Annotated in this window: 21 protein-coding genes and 2 pseudogenes; 22 read left to right on the top strand and 1 reads right to left on the bottom strand. The window is 72.6% G+C overall.

The window, feature by feature from the left end:
- Positions 1-4: 4 nt before the first annotated feature.
- A complete protein-coding gene (locus AB0D10_RS25305; protein WP_360260484.1) occupies positions 5-775 on the bottom strand; it encodes a site-specific DNA-methyltransferase in 771 nt (256 codons plus the stop codon).
- Between the two features lie 708 nt (positions 776-1,483).
- On the opposite strand from AB0D10_RS25305, the gene AB0D10_RS25300 reads away from it, so the two are divergent.
- From AB0D10_RS25300 to AB0D10_RS25195, 22 genes and pseudogenes are all read left to right on the top strand, one after another.
- The gene (locus tag AB0D10_RS25300) at positions 1,484-2,665 is read left to right on the top strand and encodes an NlpC/P60 family protein (protein WP_360260322.1); all 1,182 of its coding nucleotides are present in this window, start codon (positions 1,484-1,486) and stop codon (positions 2,663-2,665) included.
- Between the two features lie 94 nt (positions 2,666-2,759).
- Entirely contained in the window at positions 2,760-3,083 is a 324-nt protein-coding gene (locus AB0D10_RS25295; protein WP_360260319.1) for a DUF6112 family protein, read from the top strand.
- Positions 3,083-3,799, top strand: a complete 717-nt coding sequence (locus tag AB0D10_RS25290; protein WP_360260316.1) for a hypothetical protein — start codon at positions 3,083-3,085, stop codon at positions 3,797-3,799. Before AB0D10_RS25295 ends, AB0D10_RS25290 begins: the two co-directional genes overlap by 1 nt.
- A gap of 145 nt (positions 3,800-3,944) precedes the next feature.
- Positions 3,945-5,282, top strand: a complete 1,338-nt coding sequence (locus AB0D10_RS25285; protein WP_360260313.1) for an ATP-binding protein — start codon at positions 3,945-3,947, stop codon at positions 5,280-5,282.
- Between the two features lie 61 nt (positions 5,283-5,343).
- Positions 5,344-6,801 carry an SCO6880 family protein gene (locus AB0D10_RS25280; protein WP_360260482.1) on the top strand — a complete coding sequence of 486 codons (1,458 nt, stop codon included), beginning with the start codon at positions 5,344-5,346 and terminating at the stop codon, positions 6,799-6,801.
- A gap of 13 nt (positions 6,802-6,814) precedes the next feature.
- The gene (locus AB0D10_RS25275) at positions 6,815-7,261 is read left to right on the top strand and encodes a DUF6238 family protein (RefSeq protein WP_360260310.1); all 447 of its coding nucleotides are present in this window, start codon (positions 6,815-6,817) and stop codon (positions 7,259-7,261) included.
- A complete protein-coding gene (locus AB0D10_RS25270) occupies positions 7,258-8,799 on the top strand; it encodes an ATP-binding protein (RefSeq protein ID WP_360260480.1) in 1,542 nt (513 codons plus the stop codon). The genes AB0D10_RS25275 and AB0D10_RS25270 overlap by 4 nt, the downstream gene beginning before the upstream one ends.
- Before the next feature lie 31 nt (positions 8,800-8,830).
- Complete coding sequence (locus AB0D10_RS25265) at positions 8,831-9,502, top strand: hypothetical protein (protein ID WP_360260307.1); 672 nt, start codon at positions 8,831-8,833, stop codon at positions 9,500-9,502.
- Positions 9,503-9,548: 46 nt separating this feature from the next.
- Positions 9,549-9,962 (top strand): hypothetical protein, encoded by a 414-nt coding sequence (locus AB0D10_RS25260; protein ID WP_360260304.1) that lies wholly within the window; start codon positions 9,549-9,551, stop codon positions 9,960-9,962.
- The gene (locus AB0D10_RS25255; protein WP_360260301.1) at positions 9,959-10,711 is read left to right on the top strand and encodes a hypothetical protein; all 753 of its coding nucleotides are present in this window, start codon (positions 9,959-9,961) and stop codon (positions 10,709-10,711) included. Before AB0D10_RS25260 ends, AB0D10_RS25255 begins: the two co-directional genes overlap by 4 nt.
- Positions 10,712-10,734: 23 nt before the next feature.
- Positions 10,735-11,121 carry a hypothetical protein gene (locus tag AB0D10_RS25250; protein ID WP_360260298.1) on the top strand — a complete coding sequence of 129 codons (387 nt, stop codon included), beginning with the start codon at positions 10,735-10,737 and terminating at the stop codon, positions 11,119-11,121.
- A gap of 123 nt (positions 11,122-11,244) precedes the next feature.
- The gene (locus AB0D10_RS25245; protein WP_360260295.1) at positions 11,245-12,309 is read left to right on the top strand and encodes a hypothetical protein; all 1,065 of its coding nucleotides are present in this window, start codon (positions 11,245-11,247) and stop codon (positions 12,307-12,309) included.
- A gap of 11 nt (positions 12,310-12,320) precedes the next feature.
- Positions 12,321-12,812 carry a hypothetical protein gene (locus tag AB0D10_RS25240; RefSeq protein ID WP_360260292.1) on the top strand — a complete coding sequence of 164 codons (492 nt, stop codon included), beginning with the start codon at positions 12,321-12,323 and terminating at the stop codon, positions 12,810-12,812.
- Positions 12,813-13,044: 232 nt separating this feature from the next.
- Positions 13,045-13,509 carry a hypothetical protein gene (locus AB0D10_RS25235; protein ID WP_360260289.1) on the top strand — a complete coding sequence of 155 codons (465 nt, stop codon included), beginning with the start codon at positions 13,045-13,047 and terminating at the stop codon, positions 13,507-13,509.
- Position 13,510: 1 nt separating this feature from the next.
- Positions 13,511-14,107 (top strand): hypothetical protein, encoded by a 597-nt coding sequence (locus AB0D10_RS25230; protein ID WP_360260286.1) that lies wholly within the window; start codon positions 13,511-13,513, stop codon positions 14,105-14,107.
- A 12-nt stretch (positions 14,108-14,119) separates the two neighbouring features.
- A complete protein-coding gene (locus tag AB0D10_RS25225) occupies positions 14,120-14,554 on the top strand; it encodes a hypothetical protein (RefSeq protein ID WP_360260283.1) in 435 nt (144 codons plus the stop codon).
- A gap of 157 nt (positions 14,555-14,711) precedes the next feature.
- Positions 14,712-14,858 (top strand): annotated as a pseudogene (locus AB0D10_RS25220) (DUF317 domain-containing protein); the annotation flags it as partial.
- A gap of 18 nt (positions 14,859-14,876) precedes the next feature.
- Positions 14,877-15,428, top strand: a complete 552-nt coding sequence (locus AB0D10_RS25215; RefSeq protein WP_360260477.1) for a DUF317 domain-containing protein — start codon at positions 14,877-14,879, stop codon at positions 15,426-15,428.
- A 220-nt stretch (positions 15,429-15,648) separates the two neighbouring features.
- Positions 15,649-16,152 (top strand): hypothetical protein, encoded by a 504-nt coding sequence (locus AB0D10_RS25210; protein WP_360260280.1) that lies wholly within the window; start codon positions 15,649-15,651, stop codon positions 16,150-16,152.
- Between the two features lie 212 nt (positions 16,153-16,364).
- Entirely contained in the window at positions 16,365-18,068 is a 1,704-nt protein-coding gene (locus tag AB0D10_RS25205; protein ID WP_360260475.1) for a TraM recognition domain-containing protein, read from the top strand.
- A gap of 62 nt (positions 18,069-18,130) precedes the next feature.
- Positions 18,131-18,963 (top strand): annotated as a pseudogene (locus tag AB0D10_RS25200) (hypothetical protein).
- A complete protein-coding gene (locus tag AB0D10_RS25195) occupies positions 18,960-19,379 on the top strand; it encodes a hypothetical protein (RefSeq protein WP_360260277.1) in 420 nt (139 codons plus the stop codon). The pseudogene AB0D10_RS25200 and the gene AB0D10_RS25195 overlap by 4 nt, the downstream one beginning before the upstream one ends.
- The last annotated feature ends 234 nt before the right edge of the window (positions 19,380-19,613 follow it).

Raw genomic sequence — 19,613 nt, 5'->3', positions numbered from 1 at the left:
GGGTTCAAGCGGGCGGCTGCGCACCGTCGGCTCCGTCGAGGGCGGTGCCGGCGGCGATCTGCCTGGCGGTCTCGGCCAGGCGCTGTTCGGCGATGCTCGCGTAGTGGTCGGTGACCTCGATGCCGACGAAGTCCCGACCCTCCAGCATGGCGGCGACCCCGGTGGTTCCGCTGCCCATGCAGAAGTCGAGGACCGTGCCGCCCGGGCGGGCGATCTTGACGAGGTCCCGCATTACGCTGACCGGCTTCTGGGTGATGTGGACGCGGCCGGCGCGCGGCTGGGACGCCGTGTAGAGGCCGGGCAGGTAGACGGGGTTGGCGTCGGCGTCGATGGGCCCCTTGCTCCCCCACAGAACGAACTCGCAGTTCTGGGTGAAGCGACCCTTCTGCGGCCTCGCCGCAGGCTTATACCAGGCCAGCGCGCCGCGCCAGATCCAGCCGCCGGCCTGCAACGCGTCGGCGGTGGAGCCCAGTTGGCGCCAGTCGGTGAACACGGCGGCCATGCCGCCGTCGCGGGTGGCCCGGCAGGACTCGGCGAGCAGCTGGCTCAGCCAATAGGTGTACGCCCGCTGGTCCTTGTTCTCCCCCGGGAAGTCGGCGAGGGTGTGCGCCGCATCAGCACTGGTGTACTTCGCCCGCGCGCTGCGGGAGGTGCGTTCCTTGGCGGTGCGCCCGCCCGAGTTGTACGGCGGGTCGGTGATCACGCAGTCAATGCTGGCAGTGGGGATCTCGGCGAGCCGAAGCAGGGCGTCGCCGCGGTGGATCGTGTAGTTCAGGGGTGTTCCTTCGGTGCGGGGACAGGTCGCCGCGCCACCCGGCCGGTGGGGTTTGTCCGGCCGTGCGGTGATCCCGCAGACGCCGGCGAGGGCGGCGGTCGGGTGGCGGTCGGAGCAACCTAGGCGACCGCCGGCCGAAAACCTAAAACGGGCTCCCGCCTTCCCGCGTCAAGATCTTTTTTCATTTTCGGCCGGGCTCCGCCTATCGTCCTCCACGTCGCACGGCGCGGCGTCGGACATGAAGGCCATTTACTCCTGTTTTTGGTTTTCGGCCGCCCGGCTCCTACCGTGTGACGCACCGGCACTCCGGATCGCCCCGCGCCTCCTGAATGGTATTCATGGCTCATGGCCGGAGCGGGTTCGAGCTGTTGGGAGCACCTGTGCCGCCGGTACGCCGGTTCAGCCGTTTTAGGTTTTCGGCCGCTGGTTCTCTACCGTCGTAAACGCCATTCGGCGAATTCCACCCATCCCATGAAGGGCACCCCCATGCCTTTTTCGAGATTACGAGGGCGGCTTGCTGCCGCTTTCCGTCTGCTCCGCCCCGGCCGCCGTGCGCGGCCGGGGCCCGGTGTCGGCCGTGTGTTCTCGGCCGCCTGATCTGATCGGAGGCTTCGCCATCCGCTCCCTCACCTGCCGGGCTCCCGTGCCCCTCTGCCGTCCGCCGAATTCGCGCTGCCGGGCTGCTGGAGGCGACCCGACGAGGACGCGATGAGCTGGAGGAAGGTGACGGGCGCCGGTGCCGCCGGGATCCTGCTCGTCCCCTTCTTCATCGGCTTCCCCGCGCTCGCGGTCACCGCGAACGACGAGGCGACCAAGGCCGCCAAGGACGCGACGTCCTGCACCAACAACGGGACGAATGCACAGCCTGTGGACAGTGCGGCCGTCGCGGCCCAGGTCCGGCTGATCCTCTCGGGTTCCGCCGGTCCGGCCGCCCCGGTCTCGGGGCTCGATTCGCCGAGCCTCCAGATCCCCAACGCGAAGGCGATCGTCGCCACCGGCCGCTCGATGAACGTGCCCGCTCGCGGACAGGTGATCGCGGTGGCGACCGCGCTGCAGGAGTCCGGACTTCGCAACCTCCCGGACGGCGACCGGGACAGTCTCGGACTGTTCCAGCAACGGCCGTCGCAGGGCTGGGGCACCCCGGCCCAGATCCAGGATCCCGTCTACGCCTCCACCCAGTTCTACAAGGCGCTGCTGGAGGTCAAGGGGTGGCAGCAGCTGCCGCTCACCCAGGCCGCGCAGGCGGTCCAGAAGAGCGGCTTCCCGGACGCCTACGCCAAGTGGGAACCGCTGGCCACCACACTTCAGCAGGCCATCGCCCAGGCGCTCGGCGGCACTTCGCCCACCACCCCGTCCCCGGGCCCGGCTCCGTCCGGCTCGCCGTCGCCGACCGCCTCGCCGTCCGGCTCCTGCGGGACGGACTCGGGCAGCGGAACGGACTGGGGCACCATCCCCGCCGGCGCCCTGCCCGACGGGTACGCGATCCCCACCACCGCGCCAGTCCCCGTGCAGTCCGCGATCAAGTGGGCCCTCGGTCAGCTGGGCACGGCCTACCAGTGGGGCGGGTCGTGCGCCGCACCGCATGGGCCCGACCCGATGGGCCGGTGCGACTGCAGCAGCCTGATGCAGCAGTCGTACAAGGCTGCCGGCATCTCCCTGACCCGCACCACCTACACGCAGGTGACCGAGGGCATCGCGGTGTCCGTGGACGCCCTGCAGCCGGGCGACCTGCTGTTCACGGAGCCGGGCTCCGAGGGCCCCGGTCACGTCGGCATGTACATCGGGCAGGGCCTGATCGTGCACGCGCCGCACACGGGAGACGTCGTCAAGATCAGCACGCTCGCCTCCTGGAAATCCGGCATCATCGCCGCCCGCCGCATCGTCCACTGACGCCAACTGCGGCCATTCCCCGCGCACTTCGCGCGCTTCCTCCCCCTCTGCGGCCTGTCCGCCTCCCCTCTGTCCCCATCTCTGTGGAGCGTGATTGACCACCTATCTCGCCGACGCCGCCGTCAAGGTCCAGCAGCTGGCCTTCGACCCCGGCATCAGCCCGTCCGAAGGCGGCCTGCCCGGCCTGTCCGTCCTCAAGTCCACGGTCGGCAGCATCAACCTCTTCGCCATCATCGCCGTGGTCGGCGCCCTCTGCGTCTCCGGCATCGTCTGGGCCTGGGGCCACCACACCGGCTCGCACGGCAGCGAGGCCAAGGGCAAGCAAGGCGCGCTGGTCGCCGCCGGCTGCGCCCTCCTGCTCGGTGCCGCCAACGGGATCGTGACGTTCTTCAGCACCGTCGGGACCAACGTCCACTGATGATGCCGAAGTTCATGCCGTTCAAGCCGGGCGGGCAGTCCCTGATGCTGCGCCGCGCGCTGATCGGCCTGGGCGCCCTGGTGGTCGCCGCCCTCATCGCCGGGCTCATCGCCCGGTATGCGGGCGGCGGCCACCGGGCCCCGGCCCCAGCCGCCTCCGCCGCCCCGGCCACCTCGCCCCGGACCTCCGCCTCCGCCTCCGGCACGCTCGTGCCCGGCACACCGGCCCCCTCTGCCAGTGCGACGCCGTCCGTCTCCCCGGTAGCGGCGCCGCCTCACACCACCGACCCCCTCGCCTTCGCCCAGGCGTTCGCGACCGCGCTGTGGTCGTACGACACCCGCACCACCACCCAGTCCCAGCAGCTCGCGGGCCTGCGCGCGTGGATGACCGGCGAGAGCCAGTACGCCGACCTCGACGCCGTCGCCTCCCAGGTACCCGACCCGACCCTGTGGGACCGGATGCGCAACAACGGCCAGTGGGCCACCGGCCAGGCCGCCGAGGCGCACCTTCCCGCCGCCTTCCAGTCGGCCGTCGCCAAGGACCCGACGAAGCTGACCGTCGCCTACCTGTACGCCGTCACGGTCACCGGTACCCAGTCCATCACCTGGAACGACGGGGGCCGCGGGGCCGAGGACCGCGCCATCACCATCGCCGTCCAGTGCCGCCCCGGACGCGACTGCGCACTGGCCTCGATCGCCCCGACCGTCTACCCCTGACCACCCACGAGAGATAAGGAGGTGATCGCCCATCGGATTCTGTGATCTCCCCCTGGCCGGCGCGCTGTGCGACACGGTCGTCGGCGGAGTCTCCGACAGCATCACGGACTCGATCGGCAAATGGATCGCCAAGTCCTGCGGCGACATGGCCAAGAGCGCGGCCGACCTCGCGGCCAAGGCGGTGGACACCACCACGAAGGTCGATCTCGGCGCCTCGTGGTTCCGCGACAACTACAGCCTGATCCTGCCGATCGGCCTGGTCGTCATCGTCGCGACGTTCTGCCTGCAGTTGATGCGTGCCGCCTGGCGGCGCGACGGGCAGGCCCTGTACCAGGCCGTCACCGGCACCGTCTCGGGCGTCCTGTTCAGCTTCGTCGCGGTCTCCTGCACCAGCATCGCGCTCACGATCGTCGACGCCCTCAGCGACGGCCTGTTCCACGTGGCCAACACCTCGACCAGCGACGCGGTCGCCCGGGTGATCCGGGTCGGACAGATCACCACGCTCTCCGATCTCGGCTGGGGCATCCCCGCCTTGGTCGCCCTCGGCTGCGTCGCCGGCGCGATCATGTACTGGGGCACGATGGTGCTCCGGAAGGTCGCGATCCTGGTGCTCGTCACCCTGGCCGTCTTCGCCGGTGCCGGCGGCGGCTGGGAGCCCGCGTCCCGCTGGCGGCGCGCCTGGATCGAGGCGACCGCCGCCCTGGTTTTCTCCAAACTCGTGATGACGATCATCTTCCTCCTCGGCGTCTCCGCGATCGGCCGCTCCGACGGCAAGGGCGGTGCCCTCGCCGCCCTCTCGGACGTCCTCGCCGGCATCGTCGTCATGATCATGGTCCTGCTGGCCCCGATGATGACCTACAAGTTCCTGCACTGGGCCTCGGATGGCACTGGCGCCGATCTGCACCGCACCACCAGCACCGGGCTCGCCACCGCCGCGGGCGCCGCCCGCAAGGGCGCGACCATGGCGATGAGCGCCAGCACCGGCGGCGCGGGCGGAGCCGCGATGGCAGGTGCCCCGCAGGGCCCGGCCACCGTGCCCGGCCAGAACAGCCCTGTCGGCGGTTCCCCGTCCTCCCCGAGCGCGGCGCCGTCCGGCCCCAGCGGCCCGGCCCAGTCCACCTTCGCCTTCCCCGGCACCGGCAAGGGCGGCACCGCGGAGGCCGTCACGAAGCCCCTGATCACCCGTCGCGGCAGCGGGCAGCCTCTGATCACCCGGGCCGCCTCGGAAGGTGGGGATGCCGCTCGCACCGCCGCCCCGTCGCCCGCGACTGCCGCCGAAGCGGCAGCGCCGCCCGGCGGATCGGGAGCAGCCGCCCCCGCACCGATCGTCCTGGGCGCCCCGCGCACCGGCAGCCGCGCCTCGTCCGGCCCGGCAGGAACGTTCATGCCGAGTACGTCGCCCGCCGGTCCCGCGGTGTCGAGCGCCCCGGTCAGTGGCCCCGCTCCGGCTCCGGCCTCCCCTCCGCCCCCGCCTCTCGCCTGACCTGTCCCGGCCGGGGCACTGCCACCAGCCCCGGCCGGGCCCCTGACGCCAGGAGTCGCCTCTGTCCACCGCCGAGTTCGTCTCGACCGTCCGCTTTCCCGCCCGGTCCCGCCGCGGCGTCCTGCTCGGGCTCAGCCCCGCCCAGCTGTCCGTCGTCGGCACCGCCGGCGCCCTGCTGCTCGTGACCATGGTCACCACCGGCCTCACTGGGGCCGTCCTCGCCACCCCGCTCTGGGCTCTGGCCGCCGCCGTCGTCCTCATCCGCTACCACAGCCGCTCCGTCGCAGATTGGGCCCCGATCGTCATCCGCTACTACCTGCGCCGCGCAAAGGGCCAGCTGATCTGGCTCGCCCGCCCCACCTCCCGGCCCCGGCGCGACGGCCTGCTCCACCTGCCCGGCACCGACGCCAGCCTGCGCGCGGTCACCTCGCCCGACGGCAGCACCGGCGCCGTCCACGATCCGCAGCGCGGCACCCTCACCGCCGCGGTCCGTGTCAGCTCCCGCGCCTTCGCCCTCCTCGACGCCCCCACGAAGGCCGCCAACGTGTCCGGCTGGGGCCGCGCCCTGGCCGCGCTCGCCCGCACCGGATACATCCAGAGCGTCCAGGTGATCGAGCGCACCATCCCCGACTCCGGCGACGCACTCCAGCGCTACTGGGCCGAGAACGGCAACCCCGACGCCCCGCTCGCCGGCGTGGTCTACGAGGAACTGCTCGCCGCCGCCGGCCCCACCGCCGCCCCGCACGAGGCGTACATCGCCGTCAGCCTCGACCTCAAGAAGGCCCGCCGCCTGATCGGGGAGGCGGGCGGCGGACTCACCGGGGCGTTCACCGTCCTCGGCCAGCTCGTCCCGGGCTTCGAGCAGTCCCTCCGCAACTGCGGCCTCACCCCCGGCGGATGGCTGACCGGCGGCGAGTTCGCCGCCGTCATCCGCAGCGCCTACGACCCCAAGTCGCTCGCCGCGATGGAGCAGTGGTCCGAGACCGGCCGCGCCACCGCGTCCCCGGCCGCCGCAGGCCCGGTCGTCCTGCGGGAGGAGCCGAACCGGGTCCTGACCGACAGCGCCTGCCACGCCGTCTACTGGATCGAGCAGTGGCCCCGGTCCGAGGTCAGCGCGGGCTTCCTGCACTCGCTGATCTTCTCCGCTGGCGTCCGGCGAACCCTGAGCCTGCATTACGGGCCCGACGACCTCGATGCCGCGCTCAAGGCCGTCCAGCGGCAGAAGGCCACGATCGTCGCCGACGCCGCCGAGCGCGTCCGCAAGGGCCAGGTCGACAGCGAGAGCGACACCCAGGAGTACGCCGACGCCAAGACCCACGAGCGCGAGCTCATCTCTGGCCACGCGGACGTCGACTTCACCGGCCTCGTGGTGATCTCCGCCGACAACCCCGAGGACCTGCGCCGCCAGTGCGCCACGGTGGAGACCGCCTGCTCCAGCGAAGGCCTGGATCCCCGCCTCCTCATCTGGGAGCAAGCCGAAAGCTTCAGCCGCGCGGCCCTCCCGCTCGCCCGGCTCTGACGGGAGGCCCGCCATGAACCACCCGCCGACCGACAGCACCTCCCGACTCCTGCGCTTCGCCACCGCCGCCGTCGACGTCCACCACCACACCGCGCTGCCCGACCAGCAAAGCACCTCCCGCGTCGAACTGGACGCCCTCCACTCCCACTGCACCGCGCTGTTTCAGCTGGTCGACACCCACACCACGGCCACCCGCCCGAACAACCCCGCCGAGGCCGACCAGCTCCACGCCGCCCGGATCCGGCTGTGGCAGAGCGCCGACGCCCTCCACTCCGCCTACCACCGCGCACCCCGCGCCGACGGACGGCTCCCCACCCGCGAGGCCTGCGCCCTGCGGCTGCCCGAAGGCGCCCCGGACATGGTCATCTGCCAGCGCCACACCACCGCCTCCGCCCGCATGCGCCAGATCTCCACCCCCTCCGAGCTGCGCGGAACCCCGACCGCCGCCTCCCGCGCCTGAACCAAGGACCCGCTCTGCGCGCATCCGCCTCCCCTCTCTTCACCCCCACCCGCACTGACCGCGCCTCACGCCGCCAGGCCCGCCGCGACCTCGCCGCCGCCCGCCGCACCGCCCGCGACAGCTCCCGCCCCGTACGCACCCGCACCCGCCGCGAGGAGAACGAGGAACTGCGCCCCGTCTTCCCGGCCGGCGGGCGCCCGGGAACCGCCTCCCTGCGCGGCGGCAAGCTCAAGCTGCCCCCGCACCGGATGACCACCGCCACCGCCAGCGCCGCCTACCCGTTCCTCGCCGAGGGCGGCCTCGGCTCCGCCGGCATGCTGATCGGCCGCGACGTCCACGCCGAAGCCAGCTTCGTCTTCGACCCGTTCGCCCTCTACTCGCGCGTCGAAAACTTCACGAACCCGAACTGCCTCGTCGCCGGCGTCATCGGACAGGGCAAGTCCGCCCTGGCGAAGTCAATCGCCCTGCGCAGCACGGCATTTGGCTACCGCGTGTATGTCCCCTGCGACCCGAAGGGCGAGTGGACCAGCGTCGCACAGGCCGTCGGCGGCACCGCGATCGCCCTCGGCCCGGGCCTGCCCGGGCGGCTCAACCCCATGGACGCGCCCGCCCCGCCCGCCGGGGTCGATCCGGACAGCTGGGCGAGCGAGGTCCGCAAGCGCCGCCTGCTGCTGCTCGGCTCCCTCGCACGGACCGTGCTGCAGCGCGACCTGCTGCCGCGGGAGTACACCGCGCTCGACCTCGCGCTGGACACCGCCGCCGAGCAGGCGGAGCAGCAGGGCCGGGTGCTGCTGCTCGGCGACGTCGCCGCAGTCCTCGGCCAGCCCGCCGTCCTCGATGCCGCGATCGGCGACCCCTCGCGCCGCGTCGGCGAGGCCGCCCAGGACCTCTCCCATGCCCTGCGCCGCCTGATCAGCGGCGACCTCGGCGGAATGTTCGACGCCCCCTCGACCGCCGCCTTCGACCCGACTAGCCCGATGCTGACGATCGACCTGTCCCGGCTCGGCAGCGCCGGCGACGACACCGGGCTCGTCCTCGCGATGACCTGCGCGAGCGCCTGGATGGAGTCCGCGCTCAGCGACCCGGGCGGCGGGCGGCGGTGGGTGATCTACGACGAGGCCTGGCGCGTGATGCGCCACGAGGCCCTGCTGCAGCGCATGCAGAGCCAGTGGAAGCTCTCCCGTGGTCTCGGCATCGCCAACATGCTGATCATCCATCGGCTTTCGGACCTGCTCAGCGCCGGTGACGCCGGATCGCGGGCCCGCGCCCTCGCCGAGGGCCTGCTGGCCGACTGCGCGACCCGCGTGATCTACCGGCAGGAGGCCGACCAGCTGGCCGCCACCGCCGGGCTGCTCGGCCTGACCGGCGTCGAGATGGCCGCCATCGCCCAGTTGGGCCGCGGCCGGGGCCTGTGGAAGGTGGCGGGCCGGTCGTTCGTGGTCCAACATCTGCTCCACCGAGCCGAGTTGACGGCCTTCGACACGGACGCCCGGATGCACTCCCCGGCCCGGACGGCGGACGCCTCCCCCGCCCTCTGATCGCCGCCCCGCCGTCTTCCCGAGGATCCTCGTGCCCAACGTCACCGTAGCCCACTTCCCGGACCGGGACCTGCTCGTCGCGGAAGCGCCCGACCGCCGCAGCGCCCATCTGCTCGAACAGGCCGGCCTCGTGCGGGACGACGCGCTCGGACTGCACCGGTTCCGGCGCGACACCCCGCCGGAGACCGCCAACCGCCAGCTGCGGGAGGCCCGGCGGCTGTTGTTCCCTGCCGAGTACGGGTTCACCCGCGTCTACAGCGAGGCCGAGCAGTACGAGGCCACCCAGCGCCGGAACCCGCTCACGCCTCCTGGGCCGGTCCTGACCGCCACCAGCAGGGCTCCGGCCGTCCACCACGTGTCCACCGACATCGCCAACGGCCACATGGTGCTGCTCGCCCATCATGAATCCCCTTACGAAGCGACCGAGTTGCTGGGGCTATATCCGGCTTCCGGAAAGGCGGCGACCTTCTACACCGAGGGCGGCGGCTACTACGGCGCCAGCCGCCACCCGGACCTGGACTCCGCGCTCGCGGAGTGGTCCTCGCAGGGCTACGCCACCGAGGCGCCCATCGTCGACCGGCGCCGGAGGGCCGCCCTGCTCGCCTCCCGGGCGGCAGCAGGCCGTACCAAGCCTGTGCCTGACACCCCTTCGCCCATCAGCGTGGCGCTGACCGTCGCCCGCCGAAACGGCGCCCCGTTCTGATCGCACCCCCACCGATTCCCCTCTGCCCGAACGTGTTTGGAGATCCATGCCTCACTCGCTCACCCGCCAGGACGCCCGCCTGGAGGCCGCCCTGGGCCGAAGCGTCACCTCGCTGATCGCCACCGAGGCGAGGGCGGACGCCGCCACCGCCCGACTTCTCGACGCCCACCGCGTGCTCACCGAGGCCGAGACCGCGGTCGCGTTCCAGCGGGTGCGCCTGGTCAACGTCGCGACGGCCAAGCGCCGGGTCGACGACGCCGTCCTCGACCAGCTCGACGCCCACCTGGAGGAACTGGAGGTCGCCGCCGAACGGCGCGACCAGCTGGAGGCCGACTTGGTGCGCCTGATCGAGGAGCACGAACACGAGGCCGCCCGCGAGGCCGAGCGCGAACAGGCCGCCGCCGCGAGCACCTCGTTCATCCCGCTGCTGCTGGCGCCGGGCGCGGCGCGCGACCGGTGAGCCCCGACGCACCGCTCGTCGAGTTCGGCTGGGACTTCGACGTCGGGGAGTTCGCGGTGCGCTCCGGACCGCTTCCCCGGGCCGCCGGAGAGATCCTCTACCAGGCCGGGTTCTGGTACCGCGCACAGCAGTTGGGCGCCGACGCGTGGCACCAGCACCTGAACGTCGAGGCGAACGAGCAGATCGACAACGCCGCCGGCGCGATCGACGCCCTGCTCAAGGCCGGTGTGCAGGTGTCCAACTGGCACGACCCGCGGCAGAGCGGGCAGCGCCTGGTGGAGCACTACGCCTGGCTCCGGGACGAAGGCCCGTTCCCCGACGCTGCCGCCACCGCTGACAAGGCCCGCTGGCACGCTCGCGCCGCACTCCTCGCCGGCCTCGATTCCGACGGGAGCAGGACGCTCGCCTCGCAGATCGTCGACGGCGATCTCGTCGTCGAGGCGATGCAGAAGTGGGAGACCGACAGCACCCAGTGGTGGCTCGCCTTCGAGGCCTCCTCCGACTGCTACCTGATCCTCCGCTTCGACCCGGTCGACCGCTCCCTCGGCATCACCGACCACTACGCCGACTGGTACGGGCCCCAGGCGCGCCGCGACTTCCGCGTCCAGCAGCAGCGGGACACGAGCCGCCCGAGCCCGTCCCGGGCCGACGCCGCTCGCACCGCCCGGCCGGCACGGATGCGGACCGCCCCGTCCGCGCCGCCCGACCGACCGCAGCCGCCGGAGGCCGGCCGATCGGCCCGCCGCTGACTACCCCAACGAGAGGACTCCCCATGGAGACGACGTCCAGCACCGAGGCGGCCCCGGTCGTCACCTTCCGTCCGCTGCGCGAGGCCGGCATCACCGCGGGCACCACCAGCCGGGACCAGCGCGTGGTGGCAGCGCTGCGCGACGCGGGCTTCGAACTCGGCCGCGACGCCGCCCCGGAGCGGTACTCGCTCGCCACCGCCGACCCGGCCGAGCAGCTGCGCGCCATGGTCGACGCCACCCGGGCGCTGCACGACCTGGACGTCACGGTGGCCGTCCGCCGCGGCATCGACTTCTCCCCGCACGCCGCCCGGACCGCGCCCCTGCTGCTGTCCCCCGCGCGCTCTGCCACCACCTCCGCCACGCCGTTCCAGACCCCCCAGCGCCCGGTCCCGACGTCCGGCCTCCGCTGATCCCGCCCCCTGCCCCGAGGAGCACGCATCCGTCCCGACCACGTCTCGGTCGCCCACGACCCGCAGTACGGCATCGCCGTCTCCCTCGGCCAGGAGGTCACCCCGTTTGCCCGAGAGGTCCTCGTGCGTTCCGGGTTCCAGCCCCTCCCCGACGGTCGGCTCGCCATCTACCAGACCGGGGACACAGGTCGCCATGTCCGCCAGACCGTCGCCGAGCTGCGACGTATCGGTATCCCGGTCACCGCGGCACCGGAGTTCGACGCCGTTCCCGGCCGCCCCGTCCCGCCGAGCCCGGCGGTGGCCGCCGCCGGCCCCGGCTCTGTCATCCACCTCAGCCCTCCGGCCACGAGCCGCTCGCACGACGTCGCCTTCGGACGCCACCCGCAGCTGGGCATCGTCGCCCGCAACGCCTCCGACCGGCAGGACGTGCGCTTGGCCCTCGCCGAGGCCGGCTTCGTACGCACGCCCCCCACCTCCGACCTGTTCGCCCTCGACGAGCCGGAGTTCGAGGGCGACCGGCGCACCTCCACCGCTATCGCCCGCCTGCGCGACCAGGGCGTGCGCGTCGCCGCGGACCTCGCCTTCGAGCCCCTCGACGGCCCGTACACACCGACCGACCCGTTCGCCACCCGCCTGGTCGCCGCGATGAACCGCACCCCGCCGTCCCCCGAGCCCTCTCCCGCCCCGTCCCCGTCGGCGGACCCGTTCGAGACGAAGCTGATCACGGCGCCGGATCTGTCCCGCCCGGCCGCGCCGAAGGACGCCGATCCGTTCAACACGGTGATCCACGGCCCGGTCGGGCCCAGTGTCGACGAGCGCCGCACCGACGCGATGCTGCACGACCGGGCGGCCATGAGCGCCGAGATCGCCTCGCGCCTGCGGGCGATCCAGCAGCAGCTGCGCGGCGACCTGTCCGGCATCGACCCGGCCCGCATCGAGGCGGTGATCGGCGAGGCGACCACCGTTCTGGCCGGGGCGAGCAAGGATCTCGCCTCCGCCGCAGCCCCCGCGGCCCGCCCCGCGGCGGCCTCGCCCACCAGTCCCCGGGCCCGCGCGGCGCTCGCCGTCAGCGGCCAGGTCCGCTCCGGCGCAGCCCTCCAGGCCCAGGGCGCCGCCGCCACCGCCACCGCGGCCCCCGCCGTCGATCCGCGCATCGCGTGGGCCGCCGGTCACCGCAACACCCGATAAGGAGAACCTACTTGGCCGTCAAGACCGTCTGGACCGTCGAGCACGCCTGCGGGGACAGCGTCGAGCACGACCTGTCCGCCCGTCCCGCCGACCAGCGGGCCGGGTACGCCCGCTGGCTCGCCGGACGCTCCTGCAAGGACTGCTGGCTCGCCGAGCGCAAGGAGGACCCCGCCTCGCGTGAGGCGTGGATCGCCGAACGCCGTGCGGAGGAGCAGCAGGCCGCCACCGACTGGGCCCAGAAGTTCAGCATGCCGCCGCTGGACGGCCCGCCCAAGGCGATCAGCTGGGGCGAACGGTGCCGCTACCAGCTCGTCACCGGCGCCTACCGCGTCCTCGTGCAGGAGGGCGGCCTCGCCGAGGATGCCTGGCAGGACATCGAGCAGCAGGTCCGGGTGACCGACCGAGCCAGCTGGTGGATCGACCAGCGCGACGCGGCCCCCGCCGACCTGCCCGAACTGCTCGCCGCCGCTGCCGACGCCCGCACCACGGAGAACCCCTTCTGAGCGCCATCGACACCACCCCGGCCCTGCCTGTCCCGGGGGTGCGCCCGGCCGCGGCACACGCGCTCGTGGTGCAGGTACTGCGGGCGGAGTCCGCTCGGCGCGTGCTGTGCGCCGACGCCTCGACGCTGCCCGACGCCCTGCCGTCATCGTCCGCCGCCCGGGTCCTCAACCTGACTGCCCCACGCGGCTGAGGCCCCCGCGCTCACCCTGATCACCGCTGAGAGAAGAGCCTTTGCCCAACCCCGATGACCCCGAGCGTCTGTTCCACTTCTACGTCGACGGATCGGTCCACGGCCCGTACCCCGGTCTGGTCCGCGAGCGCGAGACTCTGGGCCATGCCGGTCCGTACTGTTCTCCGGCCTTCACCCGGCCCGTCGCCGAGCGGATCGTCGAGGACCTCCACCTCGACAACTGTGGCCTGACGGGCCGTTGGGAGCACAACCGGCTCACCTTCGAGTGGGGCGCCGACTACGACGGCGACGGGGGCGTCGAGACCGTCGAGCCCGACTCGCGGGGCCTGTACAAGATCGGCGGGCGGTGGCCGTGGGACTACGACGGACCGCTGGACGCCGCCGAACGCCACCAGGCCGCGCTGGCCCGCCCCTCGCGCAAGGCCGCCGCCGCGAACAAGCAGGCGACTGCGGCAGTGGCGCTCGTCGGCGCGGGACCGGCGCCCGGCCCGGCCGCCGGACGGTGACGTGCACCCCGTCCTCTCCCGGACCTCGTCGGTCGACGACCTGCTCACCGGTCTCGCCGCGACCGCCGCCCGCAACGGCCGGAAGCTACGACTTCTGGACGCCTGGGAGCCCGTCACCGACCTCTCGCAGCTACCCCCGGCTGTCTTCGCCCGGGAACTGGCCGCCCACCTGCCGGCCGTCTCGTCACCCGCGCAGGCCATCCGCTCCCGCCTCGTGTGGCAGTGTGCGCTGCGTGCCGACCCCGGCGCCCCGCAGCCGTCGGATGCGCGCTTCGCGCAAGTCGCCCGGCGCATCCTGGCCGCCACCGGCATCGCCCGGCCCGACGATCCGCACGCCTGCCGGTGGGTCGTGATCCGCACCGACGAGCACGAGGCCCGCATCATTGCCCCGCTCGCCCGCGCGGACGGCACCCTCGCCGAGACCACCCGGGACCGGGCTCTGGCCCTGGCGGTGTGCCAGCTGGACGAGCACACCGAGCGGCACTCCCGTGCCGGCGCCGCACTCACCATGCCGACACCGCGCTCCGCGCTCGTCGCCTCCCCGCCCGCCGCTCGCACGAGCACCGTGCCGGTGGCGGCCCGGCCCCTCACCCGCTGAATGCAGGAGCCCATGCCCGCCAACCCCACACTCGACGCCGCGCAGTCCGCGGTCGCCCGGGCCAGCACCGCGCTGCGGGAAGTCGAGGAACTCGCCGACTCCATGACCGCGGAGGAGGCCGCCGAGGTCCTGCAGAACCTCACCCTCCAGCCCGGTCCGGCCCACCGCCTCGCCGCCGCGGTCACCGCGCTCGGCAACCAGCTCGCCTCGCAGCTGGGCGACCAGCCCCACCTGTGGGAGCCCGTCCTCGAAGGCGGCAGCCGGATCACCGCTGCAGCCTGGCGAGCCGCAGCTCCCACCGAGGAGGTCCTCGTCACGGGCGGACGACGCCAAGCGGCCATCGCGTCCTCACCAGCGATCCGGGCTGCCGGTCCCGGAGCCGGGTTCCACCTTGCGCCCGCCGCCGTCGCACCGCACTCCCGCATCGTCGAACCGCCCCGCCGCTGAAACCGGAGACCCATGCCCCAGGACGAATTCCTCGTCCAACCTCGCTACCTGGCCGGCGCCGGCAACATCAGCCGCGTGCTCCAACCCCTCGTCCAGGTGCGGCTGGCCGCATGAGAACAACCCTGCCGCCAACAGGGTCGCGGCCACCAGCCCGTGCGGCCGGATCGAGGTCCTCGCCGAGCACCAGATCTTCCACCTGTGGAAGGTCAGCGTCCGGGCTCGGCCTGGCGATGCCCAGCCGCTGTGGCAGGCGACATTCAGCATGGAGACGCCCGCCGAGATCGTCGGCTCGCTCACCCGGGCCCTGGCCGCCGACCGGTTCGTGGCCCCCCGGGAGATCGTCGCCGAGTGGCCGGGCCACCCGGACGCCGCGTGGCGCCCCCTCCTCAGGGCCGGCTGGAAACCCTCCGACCGCACCGCCGCGCACTTCGGCGGCGGAGACGGCGGCACCGTCAGCGTCGACGTGCCCGGCGCCGCAGGCGCGAACGTCACGGTCGTCGACGGCATCCGCCTCACCTCGCCCGACGGCAAGGCGTCGCTGGTCCACACCCCCAAGCCCGACCACCTCTTCCCCTGCGGCCTGGTCGGTCACTGGACGATCGACGCGGCGTTCGGCCCGACGTGGGACGACCAGTGGACAGCGGTTCTCACCGCGGCGACCCCGATGCGGTACATGAACATGCTGACCTCCGCCGTCGCCGACCCGACGCCCGTCGTCCGGACCAGCGCCCAGATCAGCGCCGCGACCCGCGCCGCAGCCAGTGTGCGGCCGGCCCCACCGCCGAGGACGACCAACCCCTTGCGGTCGTTCGAGGCCGAGCAGGCCGCATTCAACCCCCGTCACCCGAACCAGGGCCACCCCCTGCGACGCTGAACCAGAAAGGCGCCCCCTGACCGAGCCGATCACCATCGCGCGCTTTCCGACCAGCCATGGCACCACCGCAAGCGCCTGGGCCCAGGCCCCAGACCTGGTCAGCCGTACCCTCCTCTCCCGTGCCGGCTTCCGCGCGGACGGCAGCGGCCCCAACTCAATCTGCACCGCAGAGAGCCCAGTCCGCGGCGACGTCAACCGGCGCATCCGACTGGCCGAGCAGATGCTCACCGCCGCCGGATACCCGACGAAGGTCTTCCCGCCCCTTGAGCCCATCGAACAAGCTTCGCTGACCTCAATGCATTGGGCGGACATCAAGTCCCAACTCATCACCGCCACCGCCGAGGTCCACGCCGCCGTGACCACGGACGACCTCCGCGAAGCGATCAAGCCGCTGATGGACCCCGAGCACGGAGTCCTGGAGCGGATTACCGCGCTACTGGACACCGCCGCACAGCGCGTGACCGACCTCGACGAGAACGCACCAGCCGCATCCTCCGCATCCGAGCTGGCCCATGCCCTGCAAAGCACCAGTACGGCGCTGACCAGCGCCGGATACCGCATCGCGACGGCGGGCAGCACCCCTGCCGACGAGGCCGCCTCCGCACGCGCCACGGCAGCCCTCACACACACGGCCGCAACGCTCCCCACAGCCACCCAAGCAGAAACGCTTCCTTCTGCTGCGCCCGCTGTACAGCGCCCCTACGGCAGCGCCCCCTCGCGCTGACGTCCCGTCCCGGCTGACCACCCGCCGGGCCGCGCCGATCACACCGTCCCGGGCCTCTGTCCCGCAGTGATCACCGCGCCCTCTCCCGCCCGCTTCCGGGCCCCTGCCGCGAGACGCCAAGCGCCCGGCAGGCCAACTCCTCTCCCCCGCAAGGAACGCACCTGCCCTCCGCTCCCAAGACCCCCTCGCAGAACCCGGGCACCGACGCACTCCTGTACGCGCTGATCGGCGCCGGCCTCACGCTCGCCGTCTTCGGCTCCCTCGCCTGGCTCGGCGGCAACACCGCCAACTACCTGACCGACAGCGGCCCGTGGAGCAATCCGTTCACGCCGGTCACCGCTGCCCTCCACCCCAACCACCTCTACCCGCACCTGGCCGCGCTGCCGCTGCTGATCAGCACCCGCATCCTGCCGGCGCTGGTCTCAGTCGCACTGGCCGCCATGGGCCTGTGGCTGTGGACCCGCCGCCGCCGAACGACCGACGGCCTCGCCGGGGCCCGCGACCTCGCCCCGCTCCTGCCCAAGGAGATCAGCACCAAGGCCCGCGACCTGCGCCCCAGCCTCGCCAGTGCCAAGGAACTGCGCCCGGACGACACCGGGATCCTCCTCGGCAACCTCGCGAACGGCACCGAGGTCCGTTCAGGCTGGGAGGACGTCTGCGTCGCCATCATGGCGCCGCGATCCGGCAAGACCACCTCGCTCGCTGTTCCCGCGATCCTGCGCGCCCCCGGCCCCGTCCTGCTCACCTCGAATAAGGCCGCACGGGACGCCTACACGGCAACTCTGGATTCCCGCTGTGCAGTTGGCCGGGTCTGGACGATGGATCCGCAGGGCATCGCCCACACCCCGCAGGGGATGTGGTGGAACATCCTGGCCGACGCCAGGGACCTGCCCGGCGCCCGGCGCCTCGCCGGCCACTTTGTCGCCGCCGCCGTCGACGAGAGCAGCCAGGGCGACTTCTGGTCCACCGCCGCCCAGAACACCCTCTGCGCCTTGTTCTTGGCGGCGGGCTGCGACAAGCGCCCGATCACGGACGTCCTCAAGTGGCTGGCCGTGCCTTCCGATCGCACGCCGATCGACATTCTCCGCGACCACCGGATGACGGCCATTGCGGACCAGCTCCAGGGCACCGTGTCCGGAGCCGTCGAAACGCGCGACGGAATCTATGAAACGGCCCGCCAGTACGCGGCCTGCCTCCTGGATCCGAAGATCTCCCGATGGGTCACGCCCAATCCCGACCTGCCGGAGTTCCGGCCGGAGGAGTTCGTCACCAACCGCGACACGCTTTACCTGCTGTCCAAGGACGGCGGCGGCAGCGCGGGCGCCCTGATCGCGGCGGCGGCCGACTCCGTGATGCGCACCGCGACCATCCAGGCCGAGCGGGCCGGCGGCCGTCTCGACCCCCCGCTCCTCGCGATCCTGGACGAGGCCGCAAATGTCTGCAAAATCTCGGACCTTCCCGACCTCTATTCCCACCTCGGGTCGCGCGGCGTCATCCCCATCACCATTCTCCAGAGCTACCGCCAGGGCCAGAAGGTCTGGGGCGAAGCCGGAATGGACGCCATGTGGAGCGCTGCCACCATCAAGCTCGTCGGCAGCGGAATCGACGACGCCGATTTCGCGGACAAGCTCTCCCGACTGGTCGGCGAGCACGACGTCGAGACCATTTCTCATTCCACGTCGGAATCCGGTCGGTCGACCTCCACCAGCATGCGCCAGGAGCGCATCCTGCCGCCCGACAAGATCCGTGCACTGCGCAAGGGCAGCGCGCTGCTGTTCGCGACCGGACTGCGGCCGGCCCTCGTTGACCTGCGGCCCTGGTACAAGGAGCCCGGCGCGGCGGAGATCGGCAAGGCGTCCAGCCGGCAGACCGCGCTCATCACCGAGCGGGCCATGGCGGCGGGTGAGGCCGCATGAGCCACACCGTCGAACCGGCCAGCCGAATTCTTTCTCTCGGCGCCGGCGTGCAATCCACGACCTTGCTTCTGCTGTCCGCGCTCGGGGAGCTTCCGAAGCTCGACTACGCGATTTTCTCGGACACCGGCTGGGAACCGTCCGCGGTCTACCGTCACCTGGACGAGGTGGAGCGGCGCATCGCCCGGCCCGCGAACATCCCGATTCTGCGGGTCTCCTCCGGGAACATCCGCGAGGATGCTCTCGACCCCGCGCACCGCTTCGCCTCGATGCCGCTCTACATTCTCAATAAGGACGGCAGCCCGGGAATGACACGACGGCAATGCACCGGCGAATATAAGATTAAGCCGATAAAGCGCGAGGTGCGCCGGATCCTCGGGTATCCCTATCCGGCGCGCGTGCCCCGTGGGGTGTTCGTCGAGCAGTGGATCGGGATCTCCACCGACGAGTTCCATCGGGCGGAGGACTCGGACGTGAAGTACGCGCGGCACAGTTCCCGCTGATCGATCTGGACCTGTCCCGCGCCGACTGCCTTCGACTGCTGGCCGAGCACGGGTGGGAATCCACGCCGAAATCAGCGTGCCTGGGATGTCCATTTCACGGAAATGCCCAGTGGCGGCAGATCCGTGACGAATCCCCCGAGGAATGGGCGGACGTCGTCGAATTCGACGAACGCATACGTGCCGGGAACGCGCGGGCCAATGCCGACGGCAGGCCCCTGCTCGGCCAGGCCTACCTGCACCGCTCCCGCCAGCCGCTGGCCATCGCTCCGATCGACAAGCTCACCCGCAACGAGTTGCGCGCCCTCCAGCAGCAGGCCGAGGTCACCGAGGACGAGCTGGAACTCGGGTCCGAGGGCGGGTGCAGCCCGTTCTCCTGCCGAGGCGAGGCGGCGTGACCGAGCCCATCCGGCAGAACTCCGGTGAGCCACGCGTCTCCTCGGGCCCCGTCGACTGGACCGGCATGCTCAACCGGGCCAAGCGGCCCGGCGAACTGGCCGACGTCCTGGAGCAGACGGCTGGCGAGAGCGGCCTGGTCGGCGCGCTGCACCAGTTCCTAGAACGGGCGGCCGAGAAGTTCCGCCAGCAGGGCACCGGCCGCGGCGGCGCCTACGCGCTGGCCTTCGACGCCCACGCCGAGGCGGTCCGCCTCATCGGCGACGGCCTCGCCGACGCCGCCGACCTGGAGAACGACGCGACCTCCCCGCGCACTGCCGCCGCCCGCGCCGACCACCGCGCCGGCCACCCAGCCCTCGCCTACACGGCCCCGCTCTGGCAGCCGACCGCCGCAGCACTCGAACGACGCAGCCGCTGACGCCCCGGGGCGACCGCCAGGCGAGCACCTGCACCACCGCCCCGCCTCAGGTCGGAGTACGACTCCGGCCCCTCACCTTGGAGTTGTCATCACCCGTCACCGTTCGACCGAGCCGCCCGTCCCCCCGGTCGACCTCGCCGTCTCCACCGGGGCCTGGCGCGACTACCAGCAGGCCCTGTCCCGCTGGGCCGCGCGCAGGGCCGAGATCGCGGCCGAGACCAAGCAGGGCCCCAG

The sequence above is a fragment of the Kitasatospora sp. NPDC048545 genome (assembly GCF_040651155.1).
Lineage (GTDB): Bacteria > Actinomycetota > Actinomycetes > Streptomycetales > Streptomycetaceae > Kitasatospora.
This window is presented reverse-complemented; position numbering and strand designations above follow the sequence as displayed.